Genomic DNA, 16,687 nt, shown 5'->3' with positions numbered 1-16,687 from the left:
AGCCACATACCCCGAACACAATATGCCTCAAGATATGCCTTATATTTCGTGTAAAAATATTGATGGTAACTGCCGCTCTTGGCAAGAATTAAGGCCAGAGCAATCTAATCTCCTTTAATTAGCAATCAGGTTTTTTATTGAGCCTTGCACCAATTAAGCGACTTGTTATAAAGCTTTACTTTTCAACCTGTTAGGTGGAGTTCGCTAGTTGTAAACCTTAAGGGCCACTTTCCAAATTACCAACAAAATAAAACACCAGGCCACTGTTGATTTATCCATCTTTCTAGTCTTTGCTTATGAGTGCTTACAGCAACCCTGTAACACAAACCGCACCCCCTGAGTGCATCAACCACTCAGGAGGCGCTAACCAAAACGAACTAACAGGAGTCCGTCATGGCTGAATATCATCATACGTCAGAGCCACGTCCGGCAAAAGCAAAATATCCCACCAGCCGCCAGCTCACGGTGCTGGAAACCGCTTGTCAAACAAGTCTTAAGCCCCGGGGCATAGGTGTTAATTATGTGCCGGTCAAGCTGGAGCCTTGTATTGTCCTGAGGGGGAAATGGTTGAAGCAGGCCGGTTTTACTATCGGTGAAAAGATCACGGTAACTGCTCTTGGGAGGCAATTAGTGATCCAACCCACCCAGGTTTTACCTGACTCGGCAGATAAGCCATAAGGCATCAACCAGGCTGCTGCACCTGAAGTTGGTGCAGCACTTTCTTTGGCATGTTTTTGCCGTTAACTTTATTGCGGGATGGAAAATATAGCTGCCATTGTTACTTTATTGTTATTTTCACACTCTTCACTTTAAAAGCGGTGCAAAATTTAGTATAAAACTTGTGCTCATTTTATATACAAGGACTGTATTACGGTGGCCCATTCCCTTTTTGTTATTTTTATCGCTTGCTTTATTACCGATCTTTACGCCACAGCTCACTCTTTTTTAAGGCTTTTTTCTTACGGCAATAAAGACCCTAAATCCGTGGATATCACTCCGGACTTTGCCCGTTATCGCGCCGGGGTTAGCCGGAACATCAGTCATAACAGTACACAGTTATTTTAAAGACCTGTGAAGCTCTTGTTTGTATCTATGTCAGCAGCTGCCATTCAGTGCCGGTTAAGCAAGAGCTCATACTTTGTTTACTCACTAAATGAACATCTCAATGGAGGAGAATACAATGAATGATATAAACACAACGCTTACCGCGCCTGCACTACCCGGTATTAAGAAAAGGAATGAAATTTTTGATTTTTTATTTTATGACATAGGTTCACTCTCAGCAGAAGAGAAAAAGAACCTGTCACCGATGGAAAATCACGAAGGCTCAATTATTGTGGTATCGCCTAAAGCGGCAAACAAAGAAATACTGGAGTTTGCCACAGCAGCTGAGTTTATCAAGGCTGCTCCCCGTGACGTAAAAGCCCTGGTGGTTGCCGGTGTTGGCAGCTCCGTTATTGGCACCGCATCTCTGGCACGTAATGTCGCGAATACCTACAACATTGCAGTGGCGGGTATTGTTTCCGGATACGGCGCCGCCGATCTGATTTCAGAAGCCTTGGGTGGCTGGTTTTTCTATGGCGCAGCTGATAAACACCGGCTTAAAATGAGAGAGTCGATGGAAGATTTCGGTTCAATGTTTACAGCGAATCCATTTTTCCAGTCAATGCTGCAAGCTGCGCCGCAGGCTACTGGGCATGATGGAAAAAATACCGATATTGGGGCATTAAATGAAATATTGGCGGCCAAATCCATCGATCTATCGCTTATTGTCGGGCACAGCAAAGGCAACCTGTTGATAGATTATGCTTTAGAGAAATTAGCCAAAAAATTTGCCGACACTGGCCACAGGTATTACGACGCATTGCGTATCGTGTCATTAGGAGCCGTGACCAATTTTCCTCCGCAATTTACCAATGTCTACCAGTTCCTCGGCGGTATCGACTGGTTTGGCGGACTAAATTCCCGCCTGGGGCTAGAGCATACAAAAGTGCCGAGTGCATGGCATCATTTAAACACTGAACTCCCCTATCACATTTCGATCGAATCGCTGTTAAAAGAAAATGTTGCCCTTAGCTAACTACTAGTTTTGGCGGAAATATCTGGCGATAAGGTATCACTTTAAAGCTCATGTCGATAAGCCCGGTTGAGAAACCGGGTTTATTCTGGCTTACCCTGTAGTCTTTGCCTCCGGCAATAGTTACTCCTGTTCTTAAGGTATTAGGGAAAACCCTGGTGGAATTGGTTTAAGTGACTGAATTTTATATGCCTTCACCGTTTCTTCACTTTAATTCATCAAGATTTCACCGAGTTTAAGCCGCCAGATACTGCATTAAATATCGGTTCTGATAACGTATAACCACAAGTTAACATCACCTAAAACCCAGGCATTTTATGATAAAAATAATAACCTTAATATTCGCCTTTTTGAGCGTCTTGTTCTCAAAGCTGGCGGCAAGTGAACAAGCTTTACAGACACAGCCGATAATCAGCGGCTATCAATACCAGCACTCTTCCAAGCTGCTTGCTCAAGACCGGCGCTATATGGTGTCCCTGCCGGAACGCTACCATATGAGTAACCGCCACTACGCCAGTTTATATGTGATAGACGCCGACTTTCAGTTTCAGCATGTCTCCGCGGTGGTGAAAAACCTGGCCCGTATGGGCAAGTTGCCGCCCTTGATAGTGATCGGTATCGCCAATCAGGGCAGCGATGATTATCTTAAAACCACGACCTGGCCCGACCCCAAAGATGAAGCATTTGGCGGTGCCGGGCAGTTTCATGCGTACCTTAAACAGGAGTTGGTGCCGTTAATCGACAGCCAATTCCGCACTAAGGGTCAAAAAGCCTTGTCGGGTTATTCGCTGGGGGGCTTGTTTACCCTGTACAGCATGATGCAGCCGGATACGCCTTTTAATGCCTTTTTGGCGATGAGCCCCAGTGCCTGGTTTGACGGCAACAGTTTACCGGGCAAGCTAGAGCCTTTGCTTAAACAAGGTAAGCTGACTGCACCTGTGTTTATTTCCCTGGCCAGGGAAGAGGGCATGGGGGTTGATAAAGTGGTCGAGGTTTTTGAACAGTCGGCCCCTGCTGCCCTGAAATGGCAATATAAGCACTACCCGGAAGAAAATCATTTCACCACCGCCTTACCCGCCCTTTATGACGGCCTGCAATTTCTTGCCCCTGATTATGCTATTGACGGTACCGACATGCTGGCCATAGGCGACTACCACCAGGTCTTGGCGCATTTTAAGGAGCAGCAGAAAAACTGGGCCGGATTCAGGTTTGAATGGCTGCATGCCTATCAATTTGCCAAATACATGTTCTGGTCAAAACAGTTGGATCAGGTTGACGGTGCCTTACAGGCAATAAGCAAGCAGTTTCCAGAATCCCTCACTGGGGTAACAATACAGCTGGCCAATGGCTTTAATAAAAGAAAAGATTTTGAGCGTGTCGCACAGCTTTTGGCAAGAGTGAAAGCTGATGGCGAAACCTTGCCCGGCTGGCATAAGCAAATGAGCGTTTATTATCAGGCCATGAATAAACCCGAACTGGCCAGGCAGCACCAACAACAAGCCCTGAAGCTGGCACAGCAATATCAGCTGGAAAGCTGGGAAGTTTGGGAGCTGAAATAGCGTTTTATTTAGGAGCCCGGCAATTTAGTGCTCTTTATCTTAATAATAAAAGCCGCTTGTCATGCTACTGAGTTCAATCGGGTGCATTTAAATCTTCTTAAGATGCGCCCGTCTAGTCCGTGGGGCTGTTACTTTTTCAATATGAGACTCGCAGCATGTAATGGGCAGCAGCTTTTTCTCCGGTTCTCTTTTTTCCATCGTCGATTGCCATATCTAATAGCCGGATTAGGGCCGATGAGCCAGGGCCAAAAAGTTTAAATTGTGCAACATATGGCGAAAATAATATAACAGCTAAATACACTATGGCGGATATACTAATTCCGTGAAAACAAGCAAGTCGGGTATTATCAGCAAACTCGCTAGCTACTTGTATTTGCTGCCGGTGAAAAAAGAGCCTTGAAGTTTTATTTTAAACCGGTACGGTAACAAGCTTACACCTTATAGGGGATTAAATGTTTTTTAAGCAAGGTAAGATAATTATCACGCTCTTTATGCTGCTGGCCTTTACCGGTCAGGCGCTGGCGTATAATGCCGAGCCTTGTACTATGCATGAGTCTGTCCCTGCCCCGCAAAGATCTGCCGAGCTGAGCATGCCTGATGGACAAGCCATGAGTATGCAAAGCGGGCATAAGCAGCATTTAGCGTCCCACAGCCATGAAACTATGGCACCAGATAATTGTCAGAATACCTGCTGTTGCCCCATGGGCAGTTGCGTCAGTGCGGCGCTTACCTCTGAAACATCAACTATTGATGAGTTGTTTATCAACTCAGCTAAAATCAGCCCGGGGAATAATTTGCTGTTAAGCCGTTACCCTGCTTCCCTTTACCGCCCTCCGATACTGAGTTAACGGGACAGATCCGCCTAATTTCGGCGGCTTCCCGATTTTGAACTTTAATTAAAGCAGTAATTATCGTTGCGATAACGTTTACTCAAGTCTTAACTCAACCACGGCATCTTGTTTGAATTTTTCAGCAGGCCGTGGCTCTTTGGAGGCAGTATGTTTGCCAAAAATAAAGCGATCAGCCCTTTGGGGTTGTCGCGCAGAAGGTTTGTGCTCGGGGCCGGCAGCGCCCTGCTGCTAACCGCAATCCCCTTTTCAAAAAAAGCCTTAGCCGGGGCCATCAGCCGCGGGCTCACCACCTTATCGGGCAAAGTATTTGACTTAAGCCTGGATTATAAAACCGTCAACTTTACCGGCAGCGAACGCCTGGCCACGGTGATCAACCAGACCTTGCCCGGCCCTGTGCTGCGCTGGAAAGAAGGGGAAACCGTCACCTTAAGGGTGAAAAACAACCTGGCGGAAACCAGCTCACTGCACTGGCACGGCTTGATCCTGGAGAGTGCCATGGACGGTGTGCCCGGCATCAGTTTTGACGGCATCAAGCCGGGGGAAACTTTTGAATATAAGTTCAAGGTACAGCAAAGCGGTACTTACTGGTATCACAGCCACTCAGGCTTCCAGGAGCAAACCGGCATGTATGGCGCTATCGTCATCGACCCCCAGGAGCCGGATCCGGTCGCCTATGACAATGAATATGTGGTGATGCTCACCGACTGGACTGATGAAGATCCCACGGATGTTTACGCCAAGCTGAAAAAAATGTCCGGTTATTATAACTTCAGCGAACGCACCGCAGGCGATCTGGTGGATGAAATCAAGAAAAACGGCGTGGTCAATACTTTCAACGCCAGGGCCATGTGGAATAAAGCGCGCATGAGCGATCGGGATCTGTCGGATGTGACCGGCCATACCTATACCTATCTCATGAACGGTAATACCCCGGAGCAAGGCTGGCAGGCCCTGTTTAATAAAGGCGAAAAGATACGGCTGCGTTTTATTAACGGCGCCGCCATGACCATTTTTGATGTCCGGATCCCGGGGCTGAAAATGACGGTCGTGACCAGCGACGGACAAAATATCCAGCCGGTTACCGTGGATGAGTTCCGCATGGGAGTGGCGGAAACCTATGATGTCATCGTCGAACCGGATAGCGAGCAGGCCTACTGTATCTTTGCCCAGAGCATAGACAGAACCGGTTATGCCGTGGGCAATCTGAGCCCGGATGCCAATCTGGTGGCGCAAGTGCCGACAATGGATACCGCCGCCGTGCTTGGTCATGCGGATATGGGCATGGATATGTCGGCGATGGCGGGTATGTCGGGCATGGATCATTCGGCCATGCCTGATATGGAAAAGCCGGCTATGTCCGGCATGAAACAACCGAGTATGGACCACAGCGGACATCAGATGAAGGGCATGGCAGCCGGTGCTTTAGGTCTGGCGGGGTTTGGCAGCAACAGTGAAATCAAGCACGTTAAAAGTGAGTTTGGCCCCCATGTGGATATGCGCGCCCCGACCCCGAAAAGCGGTCTTTATGATCCAGGTATCGGTTTGAGGCAACACCAGAAACAACTTGGCCGCAAGGTACTTAATTATGGCGATATCGTCGGTCTGCAGCCGACATCGGATCCGCGTGAGCCAGGCCGTGAAATTCAGCTGCACCTGACCGGCAATATGAGCCGTTATATGTGGTCGATGAACGGCATAAAATTCGCCGATGCCGAGCCGCTGCAGCTTAAATACGGCGAACGGCTGCGTATCACCCTGGTCAACGATACCATGATGGCCCACCCCATGCACTTACACGGCATGTGGAGTGAACTGGAAACCGGCGAACCCGGCTATATCCCGAAAAAGCATACGGTATTGGTACAGCCGGGATCGAAAATCAGTTACCTGGTGAGTGCAGATGCCATGGGCGGTTGGGCTTATCACTGTCACCTGCTCTATCACATGTTGGGTATGTTCAGAAAAGTCGTGGTTAGTTAAGGAGTTTGTGATGAAAAAGCAATTAACACTAGTGTCTTTGGCTTTAGCCGCTGTGCTGGCCAACAGCCCGGTTTATGCGGCAGGCTCGGATGATCCCTTACTGACTAAGGTGATGCTGGATCAGTTTGAAGGCGATGTGAATAACGACAACGCCACCAGCTGGGCGGCGCAGGCCTGGGCCGGTTACGATCTGGAAAAGCTCTGGATCAAAACCGACGGCGAGCGGGCAAACGGTAGCACAGAGTCGGCAGAGCTACAGGCCTTATACAGCAAGGCGGTTGCCCCTTACTGGGATCTGCAGTTTGGTTTCCGGCAAGATTTTAAACCTTCCCCTTCTGCTGAGTGGGCGGTGATTGGTTTCCAGGGACTGGCGCCGTACTTTTTTGAAATGGATAGCGCGCTCTTTATCGGCAAAGAGGGGAAAACCGCACTCAGGGTAGAGGCGGAATACGAAATCATGCTGACCCAACAATGGGTATTAAGCCCGGAAATTGAAGTGAACTTCTACGGTAAAAACGACCGGGAAACCAGCATAGGCTCAGGCTTATCCGACATCGAAGCGGGTCTGCGCCTAAGGTATGAAGTGGTGCGGGAATTTGCTCCCTATATCGGGGTGAACTGGTCGAAAAGTTTCGGCAATACCGCAGACTTTGCCCGCGCCGAAGGGGAAAGCACCAGTGAAACCCAGCTGGTACTGGGGTTCAGGGCCTGGTTTTAGCAACAGGTATAGTTAACAACACAACAATTTAAAAATTAAATTAGAGAAGAATTTTATGAAAGTATTCAAAGTATTAACCGCAATGATTTTAGTCACCGTAAGCACTCTTGCTGCGGCCCACTCAGGACTGAAGGCGTCTATGCCCGCCAACGGCGCCATGCTGAATCACCCGCCGCAAGTATTATCGCTGGAATTTGTCTCCGATGTCCGCCTGGTGAAATTAAAGCTGACGGATGAAGCCGGTAAAACCATTAAGCTTGGCAGCAAACCGGATAAGGCTTTTAGCAGTAAGTTTCAATTACCTGTGCCCGATTTAGCCGTGGGCAGTTACCAGGTGAATTGGCTGGCCATGGGTAAAGATGCCCATAAAATGACCGGTGAATTCAGCTTTATGGTGCATAGCAGCTCGAAAAAACCTGCCACAGACGACGGTCACAGCAACCACAATCACGAGTAATGGCAGTTTGATGTGAGGAAGTATTATGGAACTCACTGTTTGGGACTATAGCAACCTGGTTTCCAAATGGCTGATTTATATCGGGGTGGCCGCAGCGGTCGGCGGCCCCTTTATTGCGGCTTTAATTAAGCCTGCCAGCCAGATCAAGGCGGTGATCGAGTATGTGGTGTTGGGTATTATGCTCGGTATTGTCGCGGTGATCGCCAATTTCTTTATCCAGGTAGGTGCATTTGCCGAAGCCGGATTTGGCGGCATGTTTGATGGTGAATTGATTGACTTGTTGTGGCAAAGCCCGGTGGGAGATTCGGTGTTCTGGCGCCTGAGCGGCTTCACGCTGTTAATGCTTGGTTTATGGATAACAGGCAGGTTTACGGATAAGTCCCGGGCCGGATTGCAGAAAATGAAGGGCCAGCTTATGGCGGCCTGTTATATTTTCGCCCTGCCGGTCCTGGCTTATTCCTTTACCTTTATCGGTCATAATGCCGATATCGGCGGGATTGCCAAGTGGTTGATAGCCTTTCATGTCCTGGCCCTTGCCTGGTGGATAGGGGCTTTATATCCCTTGTGGCTCAGCTGTCGGATATTAGAGCAAAAAGCCCTGTACGCCCTGATGCACCTATTTGGCCGGCTTGCCATGGTGATTGTCGGGATTTTATTGATTTCCGGGGTTAGCTTGCTGGTAATGTTTATGGACAGTCCGGCGGAATTAATCACCACCCCTTATGGCCAGCTGATGCTGTTAAAATTTTTGCTGGTCTCGGCAATTTTATTGATGGCCGCCTGGCATAAATTTCATTTAGTACCTGCGGTTCATCACGGCAAAAAGCAGGACTGTCAACATCTGCAAAAATCGATCTCGGTTGAGATCTGGGTGGCGGCGGTGATTTTGGCGGTTACCTCAGTGTTATCTACGGTAATGGGACCGGCCAATCTGGCCTGACTTCATTTACCGTTACTTATATAAAAACAGAGAAAATAAACAGGAAAAATAATGAATAAACTAACTAAGAAATTTAGCCTATTGCTGCTGTTCGTGAGCACTTTATTGATGCAAACCAGTGTTTTTGCCCATGGCAAAGAGCATCATAACAATAAACCTGCATTGTTCAGCGGCTTGGGTAGTGAAGCAGCCAAGGTGGTCAAAACCTTTCACCGGGCATTGCAAACCGGTGATGAGCAAACGGCCCGGGATTTATTGGCAGATGATGTACTGATTTTTGAAGGAGGCCGGGTAGAGCGCTCGGCGCAGCAATATGCCAGCCATCATATGAAAGCGGATATCCAGTATCTGAAGTCGTTGCAGATAAAACCGCTGGAACACCAGGTGCAGATATCCGGCGATACCGCTGTTTCCATGTACCGCGGCCAGATCACCGGTAGCTATAACAGTAAAGCGGTTGACCGGCAAAGCATGGAAACCCTGGTATTAAAGAAACACAAGGGCGGCAGCTGGAAGATCACTAAAATTCACTGGTCTGGCTGATATCGGCTTTTGCGATTGTTGAAGCTACTTTAACTTAAAAAGCCCCTTTAATTGCCATTAAAGGGGCTTTTTATTTTTCTGGTTCATATATGCACCACTGTGACCTGTTTTTTGCTGTATCTGTGTATTTATAGACCGAATATACTGGCCCCATATCGATGTTTTACCATCCGGGTACCGACATTCGTGAGGAGCAAGTTATGAAATTAAACAGAACAGTAATTATCAACAAACCGGTTAACAAGGTCTGGCAGGTGGCGGCAGAAGATTTTGCCAATGCTTATAAATGGATGACCGGCGTGGTGCATTCATACGAGACTCCGGCTGCTAAGCAAGCTGGAGATGCTTTGCCGGGCCGCATCTGTTACCTGGAAAATAAAGAGAACCCGTTTCATGCGGTAGAAAATATCCTTAGCTTTGATGCTGATAACCACAGGCTCGAATTTGAAATTTTTCCGGTGAAAACGTCCGGCGGCGATATTCCGATTATAAAAAACCATGTGGTGATGCAGTTTAAGTCGACCCAGGATGGCGGCACCCGGGTATATTGGGATTGTAATGTCGAGCTTAAGTTACTGGGTAAAATCCTATATCCGTTGTTAAAACTCGGTTTAAACAAAGGTTTTGACGGCATATTAAATGATCTGAAAGTTTATGTGGAAACCGGTCAGGTGAGTGCGAAAAAGAAAAAATTTGATAAAAAAATTGGTCCTCTTAAAATCGCCACCGTTTGAAGCCTGAGCAGAAAAGGTGATCATAAGACAATCAAAATAGCCGCTTGTACCTGCTGCGAACTCACCGCGGATATGCCTTAATGCTCTTCCGATGAAGCGATCTAAGCTATATTTTCAATCTTTTCACTAATAAAGGGGTGGTGGTGGCTTGCACGATAAGGGTAAATAAGACTACGCCAAAACCTATGGATTGAATGGTCCACCAGTAGGGCAGTTCGGTAGGCAGCGACAGCACCAGGGCTATGGTGACGGCACCGCGCAGGCCACCCCAGATCATGATCGGCGGGTACCTGGGATCTATGGTTTGCCCCAGGGTAAATCTGTTCAAGCTGGTGGAGCTATAAACGGCGATAAAGCGCGCTACTGTGGCGGCGATCACCGCAAGCCCTATCGCCAGCCAGCGCTCGGTGAACATGTCGACAGAAACCACCAGTCCCAATAAGACAAAGACGAAGACGTTGGCGATAAAACCGATAGACTCCCAGATACTGTGAAGTTCATGTTCCACCGGGGTGAGGGCTTGTTGGCCGAACCTTTTAAAGGCGATGGCGGCAAATAATACCGCGACTATGCCGGAAACATGGAAAAAGTGCTCGCCGATATAAAAACTGCCGTAGGCCAATACCAGGGAAACCAGCACCAGGGCCGGCACGTTAACCGCCAATAACCTGAGGGAAAAAGCAAACATGCAGCCCATCAGCATGCCGACTAAAATGCCGCCGAAGAATATTTTTAAGAACTGGACTAAACCCGAGATCACGTCCGGCTCAGCGGCGCCTATGCCGATACTGACCAGGATAGTAAACAGGGCGATGGCCGTGGCATCGTTAAATAAGCTTTCCCCTTCAATTAGCACATTCAGCTCAGCCGGCGCTTTCAGGGCTTTTAATTGCGCCACCACTGCCACGGGATCTGTGGCGGAAACCACGGCACCGGTAATCAGGGCGGCGATAAAGGGAAATCCCGGGTGTCCTATGCCGTAAAAAAGTAATATGGCAGTCAGCACAGTTGATAACAGCAAACCTATAGTGGCCAGGGTCAGTACGTTCGGCAGGAATTTAAATAATAGCTTGCTGTCCAGCACAAAGGCTGCTTCAAAAATCAATACCGGCAGCAGTACAAACAGCATCAGAGCCTGGAAGTTGCTGGCCCGGATGCCGCTGTCCCAGTCAAAGATTCCTATGGAGAAAGACAGGATAAACCCCAGCAGCACCAGGGCCAGGGAATAAGGGATTTTTATTACACGTATCACCATCAGACCGGTTATGCCGGTCACGGCGAAAATCAGCACAACACCTATGATTTCAATAGCTGTCATATCTTCCATCCAAGCGCATGGTAAAGAAGACCTTCTTTCAGCGAAATATTGAATGTGTATTAGTGTAGCTCTTGCTGATAAAAGTGTGAGTTTATATCCGCTTGTGGAGGAAAGCTTGGCAGGCAGGTTCCCGCCAGACGTTTAGACCCGGCGGGGAGGAGGAGTGCTTTTCCTTTAACTATCAGTCCTGTATTAATTCATCCGAACTGTTTTCTCTGTCCTGCACCAGTTCCCGGCTGATTTTCTGGATTTCACTGGTGGCGCTGCGCACTGGCTGTCCCGGTTTAACCTCCAGTGTTTTCAGGGTTTCCACCAGGGCGCTGTCCAGAGCCTGGTTGTTTTGCAAGGTCGTGACCAGGGGAGTCAGGAAAGCCTCCATTTTTTCGCTGAATATCGCCAGAGTTTTTTCCAGCTCGGCATTGTTGCCGGCTTCTGTTTTTTGGCCGTTTAATTGGCTGGTCAGTGCCGACAATGACTGACTTATCTGATCCAAACCGTCGGATTTTGGCTGCTCCAGGGCGCTGCCTATCTGGCCCAGCCCCTGCTGCAATAACGAAATCTGGCTGGCAATCGAAGCCAGCGGATCATCGCCGCTGCCCAGGTTCTGGTGGCGGACATAATCGTTTTTGATTTGCTGCCAGCGCTGCTCTTGTTCATCCGTTAATGTTTCTCTTAGTTCCGCCAGTTTTAACAGGTTTTCTTCCGCGCCTACCGTCAGGGTTTGTGCTTCGCCGCGGTAATGATCTGCAATCAGCAGTTCCAGCTCTTCATCCGTCATCACCGGCACCACTTTTTCCGCCATCTTGTTCATATTGCGGTAGCTGCCCTGTAATTTAAACGGCGGTTCAACCCGGTATTTATCGTCCTGGGCGGCGGAGGCAATATATTGTTCGTTGGCCTTAAGCACGGTTTGCTGGATTTTACGGATGCGCTGGATAACCGCGATGATCTCGTTCACTTCCGCCTGGGAATAACCGTGTTTAAGTTCGGTGATCGGCAGCGGTTCGCCGTCGGCCATTTTCACCAGCTGGTAGAGGTCGTCCATATCCCGGGTGGCCAGCGGCGCGATATAGCTGTTGCTGGTTAAGCTGTTTTCGATAAAGCTCAACGAGAACTCATGTTCACGGCCGCTTAAGGTGTCACCCAGGTTATAGATGTCGGCGCGGTTGGCGAGCATATCCGGGATGGTAAAGGCTTCGCCGGATTCGGTATAGGGGTTACCCGCCATGACCACGGCAAATTTTTTACCACGCATATCATAGGTTTTGCTTTCGCCGTTCCAGACGCCGTCTACCCGTCTTGAGCCGTCACACAGGGAAATAAATTTCTGCAAAAACTCCGGGTTGGTATGCTGGATATCATCCAGGTAGAGCATGACATTGTTGCCCATTTCAAACGCCAGGTTGATTTTCTCTACTTCGCTGCGGGCGGTGGAGTTGTTGGCCTGGGCGGGATCCAGGGATAATTGTTCATGGCCGATAGAGGGGCAGTTGACCTTGACGAAGGTCATGCCGAGCTTGCTGGCGACATATTCGATCAAGGTGGTTTTACCGTATCCCGGCGGTGAAATCATTAATAACAAGCCCATCAGATCTGAGCGTTTATTATTGCCGGCGGCACCGATTTGTTTGGCCAGGTTAGTGCCGATAATGGGGAAATAGACGTCGTTGATCAGCTTGTTGCGAACAAAAGACGACAGTGCTCCCGGTTTGAACTCCTGCAGGCGCAAGCGCTGGCGTTGCTCGGTTAATATCTGCTGTTTCATCTGGTGGAAACGGGTAAAAGCAGGTACTTGTTCGTTGGCAAAATTTCTCAGCCGGGCAATAAATTCCTGGTAGTTAAATGCCAGCACCCGCTCTTTGATGCGGCCATGTTGCCCCAATAAGCCTTTAACCGTGCCTGAGGTGTTGGCGCTGGAATCATAAAATTTCAGCTGCTCTGTTAACGTCATCAGGCTGGCCCCTTCAAGGATTAATTCCTGGTCGGCATCAACACCCTGATGTCCGGCAAAGGAGGTTAACCAGGCCAGGTGCAGTTTCATTTTCTGCTCCAGGCTGCTACATCCGGCCAGGGCCGATTGCAGTTGTTGTTCCAGGCTCTTATGTTTGAGTTGGTTTTGTAACTGATTCACCAGGCTTTGGGCGGCTTCACGGAGCACGTATTGCTGTTTACCGTCGGCAAATTCGTTGATCAGATAATCTGCGGCTAAACCGCTGTCGCAGGCCAGCCAGTTTTGCTCTGCTGTCAGGGCGGTTAAGGCTTGAGCCAGTTCATTGCTCAGCTGGGCGCGCAGCTCACTGCTACCGAAAGTTTGCTCCATCAAATAGAGGTTGTGGCAGCGGCTGACTAATTGCTGGCGTGCTTGATCATTTAGCTTGGTTGCCATATAAACCCATGCCAGGCGGCGCTCGGCTGCGGCATAGGCTAATAAACCTACCGATTCGCGTAAGGTCAGTAGCTCGGTCAGGATCAGGCTGGCATCGGCGTCGTGCACCCCTTTGTCATAACCTTCCTGGTATCTGGGTTCGGCGGCTTTACGCACCAGCTCGGTTAAGGTGTTTTCTTTGGCTGCGTTAAGCAGAGTACCTATGCCGGTGCTGCCTTTGGCTTCGGCCTCGAATAATATACTTGCCGCCAGGTATTCGCCGCGGTAAACCTCGCTGCTTTCCGAGATCAGCTCCTGCTGCCATAAATGCTCTGTGCCGGCAAAAAACTCTGGCGCTAACGGTTCAAAATAGTCGGTGCCGCTGATATGCAGTACCATGGCTTGCTCCCTGGGCAGCAGGGTCAGTTCCAGTTTTTGCCGGTTGACGGAGAACTGGTGTTCGCCGATTTTTACCAGGCTGCCGTCGGCGGAGTAAATGTCGGTTTTATCGCGCAAGGCGCGTATGCCCTGCTCTTTGGCGTTTTTCAGCTGGGCGTCGATATCATCGGCACGCACGTTATCATCCAGATCCCGCAACTGCTCCGTCAACTGCCTTAATTTTGCCATCATAGGATCGGCGGCAAAATAGCTGTTGAGCTTGTTAACGTCGTTAAAGTCCTGGCTGCGGCGGTTGATGCCTTCGAGGATACGGTCGGCGGCGGTTTTCAGGTTTAAACAACGCCTTTGTTGGGCATCCATCAACTGCTGTTTATGCTGCTCGAAGTTGTCGTAGATTTCATCCCGCTTGGCGAGAATTTCCTGATAGAACTCATCATAGTCGCTGAACTGGCTTTCCAGCTCTTCCAGCTGAATTAGCAAGGTCGACAATTGCTGATCACAGGCCTGCGGGGTATCGCTGGCATTTAAGGCGCTGGTAACGCTTTGTCCCAGCAGTTTAAAGCGGGCGCCAAATTCTGCCCGTGCTTCTTCTGAGCCGACATTTTTCGCTGCCAGATCGGCGCTTGCCTTAACCCGGTTAATTTGGCTGAAGACGGTGGAGATATCTTCCAGTATCCGGGTACGTTGCCTGCTGTCCTCGATATTGAGGGACAACATGGTGTGGTTGAGTAGCTCCAGCCCCTGTACCTGTTCGTCGATGGCGGCGCGAATGGGTTTTAATGCGGTGATCGACTCGCTGGATGCTATGTCTTTTTCCAGCTGCTCAATTTTATCCTGATAAGGTTTCAGTGCCTGATCTTTTTGGAGAAAGTCGGCCGTGGCCTGGCTCAAGGTGAGCGTTAATGCTTCTAACTCGGCCTCCATGGTCTCGATTTGTGTCAGATCTATATATTTCAGATCTTTATGGGAGATTAGCTCGCCTTTGAAGGCGGCAAGATCCGTCAGTCCCTGGACATAGCCTTCGGCGCTGTCGAAACTGGCCTTTTCGCAGCGCTTGATTATTTCTTCTTGTTTTTGGCTGGCCTCAAGCATGACCTGATCGGAAGCGGCTTTGATACTGGCGACTTTTTCAAATTCATCCAGCACCAGCTCTGAGGTGTTGATCACTTGTTTGATCAGCTCGCTCAGGGCAGATAACTGGGGGTCGGTCAACCAGTGGTATTTATCCAGCAGCTGCGCCGACTCTTTCACCAGGTCGTTGAAGTGGTGCACGCTCGGTGTTTTTACATTGATCAGCTTAACCACGCCGTATAAATCGGAGATGCCCCGTACCAGTTCCGGGTTGCCGATTTTACCGAACAGGCCGCTTTCCGTTGGTTGTTCGCTGGCATATTCTTCGCTGCAAAACGGCGTTTGCCAGATTTGCATGGCGTGGATGCGTGACGGCTCCGACTCGGCGTTAAATACCACGGCGCGGCCGTTATTGGCGAGACTCTGGCCGTGGCCGTAAATGGGGTTTTGCAGGGTACGGGTGATCAGGTTGTAACCGAACAGCGCATACTGACCTTCGTTGGGTTCGTAAAAGATATAAAGGAAGTCTTCGCCGTTGGGAGATTTTACCACCCGGTGCAATTGCAGGTCTTCGGCGCTGTCGTCAAAGCTTTTGTTTTCACCGCTTTGCAGGTAATAACCGCCGGGGAAAATAATACCGTGATCTTCCGGCAGCTGGACACAGGCGTGTTCTATCGCATCCTGGCGTAATACTTCCTGGGTTTTGCAGTTAAAAATCAGGTGGCGGGTTTGCTGCTCCCGGTAGGGTTTGATTTTTAACAGGATCAACTCGCCAACCTTGGCATAATGGATTTCGGCGTCGTCCAGCGACTGATGGGCGTCGTCGACTTCTTCGCTATAGATGCCCTGGCCGTCTTCGGTATTGTTTTCAACCTTGAGGGTTAGGCTGCCGTTGATGGCTTCGACAAACAAGGTATCGAATAAATTGTAATGGGGATGTTTGCCGGTTTCCTGCTGCTCGCGGCTGACTTTTTGCCATTCAAAGTCGAAATTTTCCGGCTGCTTGATATTGCGCTCGCCGCGGTTGTCGATATAGCGAACTTCGCCGTCGGCAGATATACCCCACTGGAATACCCGGATATCGTCGAGGCGTTCGCCGATCTGGAACACGGCAAAAACCTTGCTGCCCTGGCGGTAAACATGGGCAAGAAAGGTTTTTTTATAATAAGTGTAGAGTTCGTCGAAATCGCGGATAAAGTCGGCGTCGTCTAAAAAGCTGCCGGCAAAGGGCACGTCCACCATTTCCAGCTCGCCGTTATTGTCCACCAGCTTATGCAGGCTGAAAACATCCGCTACCGTGATATTGCGTTTCAGGCCGAGGAAAACGTTATAACCAAACAGCAATAATTCGCCGATGGCGGCGATATCCCGGGCGACACAGTTATGCTCGGTGCGTACCCTGACCCTGGCTTCAACCTTCATATCGGTCGAGCCGAACAGGGATATACGATCATCATTAAGCTGTTTAAGCTGGCCGGTGAGGTCTTCACCTAAGCCCTGTAACCGGCGCTGGATCAATTCATAGGAGCCGCCCTGGGCTACGGCTTCATTATCGACATTTTCCATCTCGGACATTTAACTCTCCACGGGATAACTTTTCAGCCCTTGCCCGGACAGGCAAAGGCATAAATCTGTACTCGCCTGCCCTTTTACATCAGCAGAGCAGGCGTTTTTC

At 49.4% G+C, this 16,687-nt stretch carries 13 protein-coding genes; 11 read left to right on the top strand and 2 right to left on the bottom strand.

Going from position 1 to position 16,687, the window contains the following annotated elements; genetic code table 11:
• Positions 1 to 393 precede the first annotated feature (393 nt).
• The 11 genes from SG35_RS28295 (at position 394) to SG35_RS28245 (ending at position 9,859) form a co-directional block, all read left to right on the top strand.
• Positions 394 to 678 (top strand): SymE family type I addiction module toxin, encoded by a 285-nt coding sequence (locus tag SG35_RS28295; protein ID WP_044834423.1) that lies wholly within the window; start codon positions 394 to 396, stop codon positions 676 to 678.
• Positions 679 to 873: 195 nt separating this feature from the next.
• Positions 874 to 1,065, top strand: coding sequence for a hypothetical protein (locus SG35_RS28290; protein WP_044834422.1), 192 nt, complete (start codon positions 874 to 876; stop codon positions 1,063 to 1,065).
• A gap of 115 nt (positions 1,066 to 1,180) precedes the next feature.
• On the top strand, positions 1,181 to 2,080 hold the full coding sequence (locus SG35_RS28285) for a hypothetical protein (protein ID WP_044834421.1): 900 nt from the start codon (positions 1,181 to 1,183) through the stop codon (positions 2,078 to 2,080).
• Positions 2,081 to 2,394: 314 nt separating this feature from the next.
• The gene (locus SG35_RS28280; RefSeq protein WP_044834420.1) at positions 2,395 to 3,636 is read left to right on the top strand and encodes an alpha/beta hydrolase; all 1,242 of its coding nucleotides are present in this window, start codon (positions 2,395 to 2,397) and stop codon (positions 3,634 to 3,636) included.
• Positions 3,637 to 4,088: 452 nt separating this feature from the next.
• A complete protein-coding gene (locus tag SG35_RS28275) occupies positions 4,089 to 4,484 on the top strand; it encodes a hypothetical protein (protein ID WP_044834419.1) in 396 nt (131 codons plus the stop codon).
• A gap of 150 nt (positions 4,485 to 4,634) precedes the next feature.
• Complete coding sequence (locus SG35_RS28270) at positions 4,635 to 6,467, top strand: copper resistance system multicopper oxidase (RefSeq protein ID WP_044834418.1); 1,833 nt, start codon at positions 4,635 to 4,637, stop codon at positions 6,465 to 6,467.
• Positions 6,468 to 6,477: 10 nt separating this feature from the next.
• On the top strand, positions 6,478 to 7,185 hold the full coding sequence (locus tag SG35_RS28265; RefSeq protein ID WP_044834417.1) for a copper resistance protein B: 708 nt from the start codon (positions 6,478 to 6,480) through the stop codon (positions 7,183 to 7,185).
• Positions 7,186 to 7,240: 55 nt separating this feature from the next.
• Positions 7,241 to 7,642 carry a copper resistance CopC family protein gene (locus tag SG35_RS28260; RefSeq protein WP_053043238.1) on the top strand — a complete coding sequence of 134 codons (402 nt, stop codon included), beginning with the start codon at positions 7,241 to 7,243 and terminating at the stop codon, positions 7,640 to 7,642.
• 25 nt (positions 7,643 to 7,667) lie between these two features.
• Positions 7,668 to 8,582, top strand: a complete 915-nt coding sequence (locus SG35_RS28255; RefSeq protein WP_044834416.1) for a copper resistance D family protein — start codon at positions 7,668 to 7,670, stop codon at positions 8,580 to 8,582.
• A 51-nt stretch (positions 8,583 to 8,633) separates the two neighbouring features.
• Positions 8,634 to 9,125: a YybH family protein gene (locus tag SG35_RS28250; RefSeq protein WP_201777822.1), complete on the top strand. Its 492-nt coding sequence runs from the start codon at positions 8,634 to 8,636 to the stop codon at positions 9,123 to 9,125.
• A gap of 200 nt (positions 9,126 to 9,325) precedes the next feature.
• A complete protein-coding gene (locus tag SG35_RS28245; protein ID WP_044834415.1) occupies positions 9,326 to 9,859 on the top strand; it encodes an SRPBCC family protein in 534 nt (177 codons plus the stop codon).
• 106 nt (positions 9,860 to 9,965) lie between these two features.
• Here the strand turns inward: SG35_RS28245 and SG35_RS28240 are convergent, their stop codons facing one another.
• Positions 9,966 to 11,177: a cation:proton antiporter gene (locus SG35_RS28240; RefSeq protein ID WP_044834496.1), complete on the bottom strand. Its 1,212-nt coding sequence runs from the start codon at positions 11,175 to 11,177 to the stop codon at positions 9,966 to 9,968.
• A gap of 181 nt (positions 11,178 to 11,358) precedes the next feature.
• On the bottom strand, positions 11,359 to 16,587 hold the full coding sequence (locus SG35_RS28235) for a DNA repair ATPase (protein ID WP_053043237.1): 5,229 nt from the start codon (positions 16,585 to 16,587) through the stop codon (positions 11,359 to 11,361).
• Between the last annotated feature and the right edge of the window lie 100 nt (positions 16,588 to 16,687).

Source organism: Thalassomonas actiniarum (genome assembly GCF_000948975.2).
Classification (GTDB): Bacteria; Pseudomonadota; Gammaproteobacteria; order Enterobacterales; family Alteromonadaceae; genus Thalassomonas; species Thalassomonas actiniarum.
Note: the sequence above shows the minus strand (reverse complement) of the source record. Positions and strands in the feature narration are given on the sequence as shown.

Coding starts and splice junctions, on each gene's coding strand:
- SG35_RS28295 (WP_044834423.1), top strand. CDS start 394: ATGGCTGAATATCATCATACGTCAGAGCCACGTCCGGCAAAAGCAAAA.
- SG35_RS28285 (WP_044834421.1), top strand. CDS start 1,181: ATGAATGATATAAACACAACGCTTACCGCGCCTGCACTACCCGGTATT.
- SG35_RS28280 (WP_044834420.1), top strand. CDS start 2,395: ATGATAAAAATAATAACCTTAATATTCGCCTTTTTGAGCGTCTTGTTC.
- SG35_RS28275 (WP_044834419.1), top strand. CDS start 4,089: ATGTTTTTTAAGCAAGGTAAGATAATTATCACGCTCTTTATGCTGCTG.
- SG35_RS28270 (WP_044834418.1), top strand. CDS start 4,635: ATGTTTGCCAAAAATAAAGCGATCAGCCCTTTGGGGTTGTCGCGCAGA.
- SG35_RS28265 (WP_044834417.1), top strand. CDS start 6,478: ATGAAAAAGCAATTAACACTAGTGTCTTTGGCTTTAGCCGCTGTGCTG.
- SG35_RS28260 (WP_053043238.1), top strand. CDS start 7,241: ATGAAAGTATTCAAAGTATTAACCGCAATGATTTTAGTCACCGTAAGC.
- SG35_RS28255 (WP_044834416.1), top strand. CDS start 7,668: ATGGAACTCACTGTTTGGGACTATAGCAACCTGGTTTCCAAATGGCTG.
- SG35_RS28250 (WP_201777822.1), top strand. CDS start 8,634: ATGAATAAACTAACTAAGAAATTTAGCCTATTGCTGCTGTTCGTGAGC.
- SG35_RS28245 (WP_044834415.1), top strand. CDS start 9,326: ATGAAATTAAACAGAACAGTAATTATCAACAAACCGGTTAACAAGGTC.
- SG35_RS28240 (WP_044834496.1), bottom strand. CDS start 11,177: ATGACAGCTATTGAAATCATAGGTGTTGTGCTGATTTTCGCCGTGACC.
- SG35_RS28235 (WP_053043237.1), bottom strand. CDS start 16,587: ATGTCCGAGATGGAAAATGTCGATAATGAAGCCGTAGCCCAGGGCGGC.